Source organism: uncultured Phenylobacterium sp. (assembly GCF_902826855.1).
Classification (GTDB): domain Bacteria; phylum Pseudomonadota; class Alphaproteobacteria; order Caulobacterales; family Caulobacteraceae; genus Phenylobacterium.
The window spans coordinates 1-5,206 of the sequence record NZ_CADEGK010000268.1 but is presented as its reverse complement, the minus strand read 5'-3'; the positions used below and the strand labels follow the sequence as shown (position 1 = coordinate 5,206).

5 protein-coding genes are annotated in these 5,206 nt (G+C 69.9%); 1 reads left to right on the top strand and 4 read right to left on the bottom strand.

Annotated features, from left to right (window positions below):
• The 4 genes from QZV94_RS22900 to ligD all read right to left on the bottom strand — a co-directional run.
• A partial coding sequence (locus tag QZV94_RS22900) for a GIY-YIG nuclease family protein (RefSeq protein ID WP_293682455.1) occupies positions 1-348 on the bottom strand: 348 nt, incomplete at its 3' end.
• Between the two features lie 111 nt (positions 349-459).
• Positions 460-1,530 carry a tetratricopeptide repeat protein gene (locus QZV94_RS22895; protein ID WP_293682453.1) on the bottom strand — a complete coding sequence of 357 codons (1,071 nt, stop codon included), beginning with the start codon at positions 1,528-1,530 and terminating at the stop codon, positions 460-462.
• Between the two features lie 19 nt (positions 1,531-1,549).
• A complete protein-coding gene (locus QZV94_RS22890; RefSeq protein ID WP_293682451.1) occupies positions 1,550-2,461 on the bottom strand; it encodes a Ku protein in 912 nt (303 codons plus the stop codon).
• A gap of 10 nt (positions 2,462-2,471) precedes the next feature.
• The gene (ligD, locus tag QZV94_RS22885; protein WP_293682449.1) at positions 2,472-4,925 is read right to left on the bottom strand and encodes a DNA ligase D; all 2,454 of its coding nucleotides are present in this window, start codon (positions 4,923-4,925) and stop codon (positions 2,472-2,474) included.
• Positions 4,926-4,973: 48 nt separating this feature from the next.
• Here ligD and QZV94_RS22880 point away from each other — a divergent pair.
• Positions 4,974-5,206 (top strand): alpha/beta family hydrolase (locus tag QZV94_RS22880; RefSeq protein WP_293682447.1); only part of this gene is annotated, 233 nt, incomplete at its 3' end.

Below are 5,206 nucleotides of genomic sequence, written 5' to 3'. Positions count from 1 at the left end.
CGTGAGCCGGATGTAGGGGTAGGTTTTGTCGTCGCGCAGCAGGACGTTGAAGCGGGGCTTCAGCTGCTTGATCAGGTTGATCTCGAGCAGCAGCGCGTCAGTCTCGGTGCGGGTGGTGACGAACTCCATGGTCCGCGTCTGGTCGACCATCAGGGCGATGCGCTGGGTGTGGAAGCGGCCCTGGGCGTACTGGATCACCCGCTTCTTCAGCGACCGCGCCTTGCCGACGTAGAGGACCTCCCCGTCCTCGCCCATCATCCGATAGACACCCGGCCGGTCCGGCAGGCGCTTGACCTCGTCCTTGATGAGCGCAGCGCCCTTCAGGGGCGCCGTGGGGGCTTCCGACATGGTCCGGATATAGCCACTCCGTCGGGGTCTGGGGAGGTGGCGAGCGAAGCGAGACGGGCGCGCTCCGGCCCACAACGCCCTCCCGGCTTGCGCAGGGCCGGAGTCCCGGCCTCAGGGACGGGCATTCGCCGTGCAATAGTGGATGGCGCGCCTGGCCGTCTGGGCCCAGTCGTCCGGCGGCCCCAGCGCCAGGTAGCGTTCGTAGAGGCCCTTGGCCGCGGCCAGGTCGCCGGTCTGCATCAGGATCTGCGCCAGGTTGAAGACCGCGTCGGCGTGGGCCGGATCGGCGTCGAGCACGCGGGCAAGCTCAGTGGCGGCGGAGCCGTGGCGTCCGGCCGCCTCCAGGGCCTGGGCCAGGTTGTAGCGGGCCTCGACGAACCCGGGGTCGCGGCTGAGCGCCTGCTGATAGGCGAGTGCGGCCTGATCGAAGGCGCCTTCGGCGAGACGCAGGTTGCCCAGGTTGTAGGGGGCGATGGGATCGCGCCGGTCGGCGCGTATGCAAAGGTCGTACAGCCGCGCGGCCTCGGAACCATCGCCATCCGCCTCTGCCAGCGCGGCGGCCTCGAACAGGTCGTCGACGCTGGCGTGCGCCTCGTCCAGCGCCAGGACCCCCTGGCCCTCCAGGGTGGTGAGGCCGTCAGGCCACTGCAGCGCCGCCTCGCCCGTGGGCGTCAGCACGATCCGGTGGCGGCCGCGGGGGCTGAGGTCGCGGGCGCGGGCCAGGATGCGCACCGCCTCGCCCAGGCTGCGGCCATGGGCCACGAGTTCTGCAGCCGTGCGGATGACCGCCGCGTCGCCGAAGCGGCACGCCGAGCCGTTGAGGCCGATCAGATCGAAAGCAGCCAACACCTCCGCATCGGCGGCGGTCATGCGGGTGTCGGCGAGCGCAGTGGCAAGCGGCAGGGTGGCGGGCGCAGCGGCGGCCTCGCCGGCCAGGGCGGCGGTGAACGCCCGCTCCCCCATCACCGGGACGCCGCGCGCCCGGGCCGCCGCGATCCGCGCCGAGAGTCCGCCGGAGTCCGCGAGCGGGGCGGCCAGCGCGCCCACCACCAGGGCGTCGCTGCGGCGAGTGAAATCGCGTGCGACCTGGCCGCCGGCCGCCTCGATCCGGCGCGCCAGAGCATCGCGGGTCCCGTGCGAGAACCGGCCGTAGAGGGCTATCGCACGGTCGCGCAGGTCCATGGGCCCAGCCAATAGGAGGTCAGGAGCCGGCGGTCGCCTTCTTCCGCGCCGGCTTGGCGGCCAGAGGGGCCTTGGGAGCGGCCTCGGCGGCGGTCTTGCCGGCCTTCTTCGCCGCGGCGCCCTTGGCGGGCTTGGCCAGGCTCGGGGCCGGCGGGCGGCGTTCTTCCTCGATGGAGCGCTTCAGCGCGTCCATCAGGTTCACGACATTGCCGCGCTCGGGGGCCTTGGAGATCACCGGCTGGCCGCCGGCGATCTTGGAGCGCACCAGGGCCAGCAGGGCTTCCTCGTAGCGGTCCTCGAACGCCTCGGGCGCGAAGGCCGCCGGCTTGGAGCTGATGATCTGGCTGGCCATGGCCAGCATGTCGTCGGCGATCTTGGCGTTCAGCTTGTCCAGCGCGCTGGCCGGCTCGCGGATTTCCTTGGCGGAGCGCAGGGTGGTGAGCCGGAACCCATCCTCGATCGGCTGCACCGTCACGAGCCGCTCGCGGCCGGAGAGCACGATGCGCGCGATCGCCACCTTGCCCACCTTTCGCATCGCCTCGAGGATGACGGCGAAGGTCTCCTCGGCGATCGGGCCGTCGGGCGCCAGGTAGTACATGCTGTCGTAGTAGATCGGGTCGATGTCGTTCGCGTCGACGAAGCCGTCGATGTCGATGGTCTTGGAGGACTCGATCTCGATCTCGTCCAGCTCGTCGGCGGTGACCACCACGTAGCGGTCCTTCTCGAACTGGTAGCCCTTCACCAGGTCGGCGCGGTCGATCTCACCGAGTTCGGGGTCGTGGTACTTCTGCGACACGCGGTTCAGCGTGTCCTTGTGCAGAAGGTTGAAGGAGATCTTCCCCGCGGTGGAGGAGGTTGCCGGAAAGAGCTTCACCGGACAGCTGACCAGCGACAGCTTCAGGTAACCCTTCCAACTTGCACGCCCGGCCATCTGCGATCCCCTAAGCCTTCATTCCGACGTCACGTCGCATCTTAGCGTTAATCTTTACAGAACTTGATAATAGCTCATCCCAGGGGTCCTGGGCCAGTGTCTCCAGGCGCTTCACCACTGAAAGACGGTTGAAGGCGTCGCCCCCTGACAGCTTGCGCAACTCTTCCCAGGCAATCGGCGTGGCGGCCGGGAAGTCCGGCCGGGCCCGGAGCGAGTACGACGCCACCGCACTCGCGCCCCGGCCGTTGCGCAGGTAGTCGACGTAGCTCCGACCCTTGCGCTGGGCCTTCGACGCCACCGCGGTGAAGAGCCCGGGCGCGTCGCCCGCCACCGCGCGGGCGACCGCCTCGGCGAAACCCTTCACCGTCGGCCAGTCGTGGCCGGCGGTCAGCGCCACGATCAGGTGCAGCCCCTTGCCGCCAGTGGTGCGCAGGAAGGGGGTGAGGCCCATAGCCTGCAGACGATCGCGCAGAACCTCCGCCCCGTCGCACACCCGCGTCCACGGCAGGGCCTCGTCGGGATCCAGGTCGAAGACGATGCGGTCCGGGTGCTCGGGATCGTCGATCCGGCAACCCCAGAGGTGGAACTCCACCGCCCCGAATTGCGGCAAGGCCAGATAACCCTTGGCCTCGGTGACCGCGATGTAGGCGTTACGGCCTTCCTCATCGGAGAGCTCGATGGTCTGAATGCCGGCCGGCAGACCGGTGAAGGCGTGGCGCTGGTAGAACAGCTCCCTCAGGTCCCCGCTCGGGCAGCGGATCACCGTCAGCGGCCGGCGGATGAGCTCCGGCAGCAGCCAGTCGCCGACCCGGGCGTAGTAGAGCGCCAGGTCCAGCTTGGTCACCCCCAGCGGACCATCGGGACCCACGAACTCGCGCTGCGGGTTGGTGAGGTGGATGCCGGCCAGGTCGCGGTCGCTGACCAGCCGCGGCTTCACCGCCTTCGGCCGCGCGGCCTTGCGAGGCGCAAAACCCAGCAGCACCGGTGCGCGCGGCGCGTCGATGGCCGAGCGGCTGCGGTACCCGACCTCCGCGGTCCAGTTGGGCGCGACCCAGACCGCGCCCGGCGTCTTCGGCACGGCCACCACCGGCTTATCGATGATCGCGCCGGACATGGCGGCGTAGAGCTCGCGGGCCTTGGCGTCGCCGATCCCGGAGCCGACCCGGCAGGCGTAGACCAGCTCCCCGCCCCGCTCCTCGGCGACGATCAGCGACGAGGCGGCCTTGGGCATGTTGGACATGAAGCCGATGACTACGAACTCGCCAACCTCCACCCGCTTGACCTTCACCCAGCTGGTGGACCGGGACTGTACGTATCGCGCATCCGCCCGCTTAGAGACGATCCCCTCCAGGCCCATGCGGCTGGCCTGGGCGAACAGCGGCTCGCCGTCGCCCGCCACGTGGTCGCTGAACTGGATCTGGGACTTCGCGTCCATCAGCGGGCTGATCAGCCCCTCCAGCGCCCGCTTGCGCTCGATCAGCGGCGTCGCGGAGAGGTCGTGGCCGTCCAAGTAGACGAGATCGAAGGCGAAATAGGTCATCGCATGGCTGTCGCCCTCCGACAGCGCGCGCTCGAGGAGGTCGAGGGCGGTGGCCCCGCGGGCGTCCTGCACCACCACCTCGCCGTCGAGAATGGCGCTCTTGCACGGCAGCTTCTCGAACGCCTTGGCCAGCGCGCCGTAGCGGTGGGTCCAGTCGTGGCCGTTGCGGGTGATCAGGCGGACCTTGCCAGCCTCGAAGAAGACGAGGGTCCGGTATCCGTCGTACTTCAGCTCGTGGATCCAGCCCTTTCCGCGCGGTGGGGCCTCGGCCGTGCCGGCCAGCTGCGGCTTCCACTTCCCCGGCATCGGCGCCGCCAGGGCGCCGGCCAGCTTCCCCGCTGCCTTGCGCCTCACCGCCCGCCGCGGGGCGGCCTCGGGTTCGTCCACCGGCTTGCCGCTGACCACGCTGTCCGGCTGCTCGACCAGGACGTCGTAGTCGGCCAGCGGGCGGGCCGAGGGGTCGCGCTCCTTGATCAGGAGCCAGTTGGTAGGATCGTCCTTGAGCTGGACCAGGGTCCAGCCGCCGGTGAGCTTCTGGCCGACGAGACGGAACTTGATCTCTCCGGACGCCATCAGCTTCTCGGGATCGTCGAGGGTCACGTACTCGCCGCGGTCCCAGATGATCACCGAGCCGGCCCCGTAGTTGCCGTCGGGGATCCGGCCTTCGAAGGAGCCGTACTCGATCGGATGATCCTCCACGAGCTTGGCGAAGCGGCGCACCTTGGGGTCGAGGCAGGGCCCCTCCGGCACCGCCCAGCTCTTCAGCACACCGCCCATCTCCAGGCGCAGGTCGTAATGCATGTGGCGCGCGTGGTGCTTCTGGATCACGAACATCGGCGTGTCGGATTGGCCGATGCTGCCGGCCGGCTCCGGGGTCTCGCCGAAGCGGCGCTTGGCGCGGTACTTGTCGATGCCGGAGGCCATGTCGGCGCAAGCATGCAGAGGCCGGCGCGGATCGTCTATGGTCACGCCATGAGCGCCGAAGCCGTCACCATCGAGATCAAGCCCGGCCAGACCGTCTCCGGCCTCTGGCAGGCCCCTGCGGGCGCGAGCGCCTGCCTGGTCCTGGCGCACGGCGCCGGCGCCGGGATGACACACCGGTCGATGGCGGCGATCGCCGACGGGCTGGAGGCCCTGGGCGTGGCCACCCTGCGCTACCAGTTTCCCTACATGGAGGCGGGGAGCAAACGGCCGGACGCGCCGGC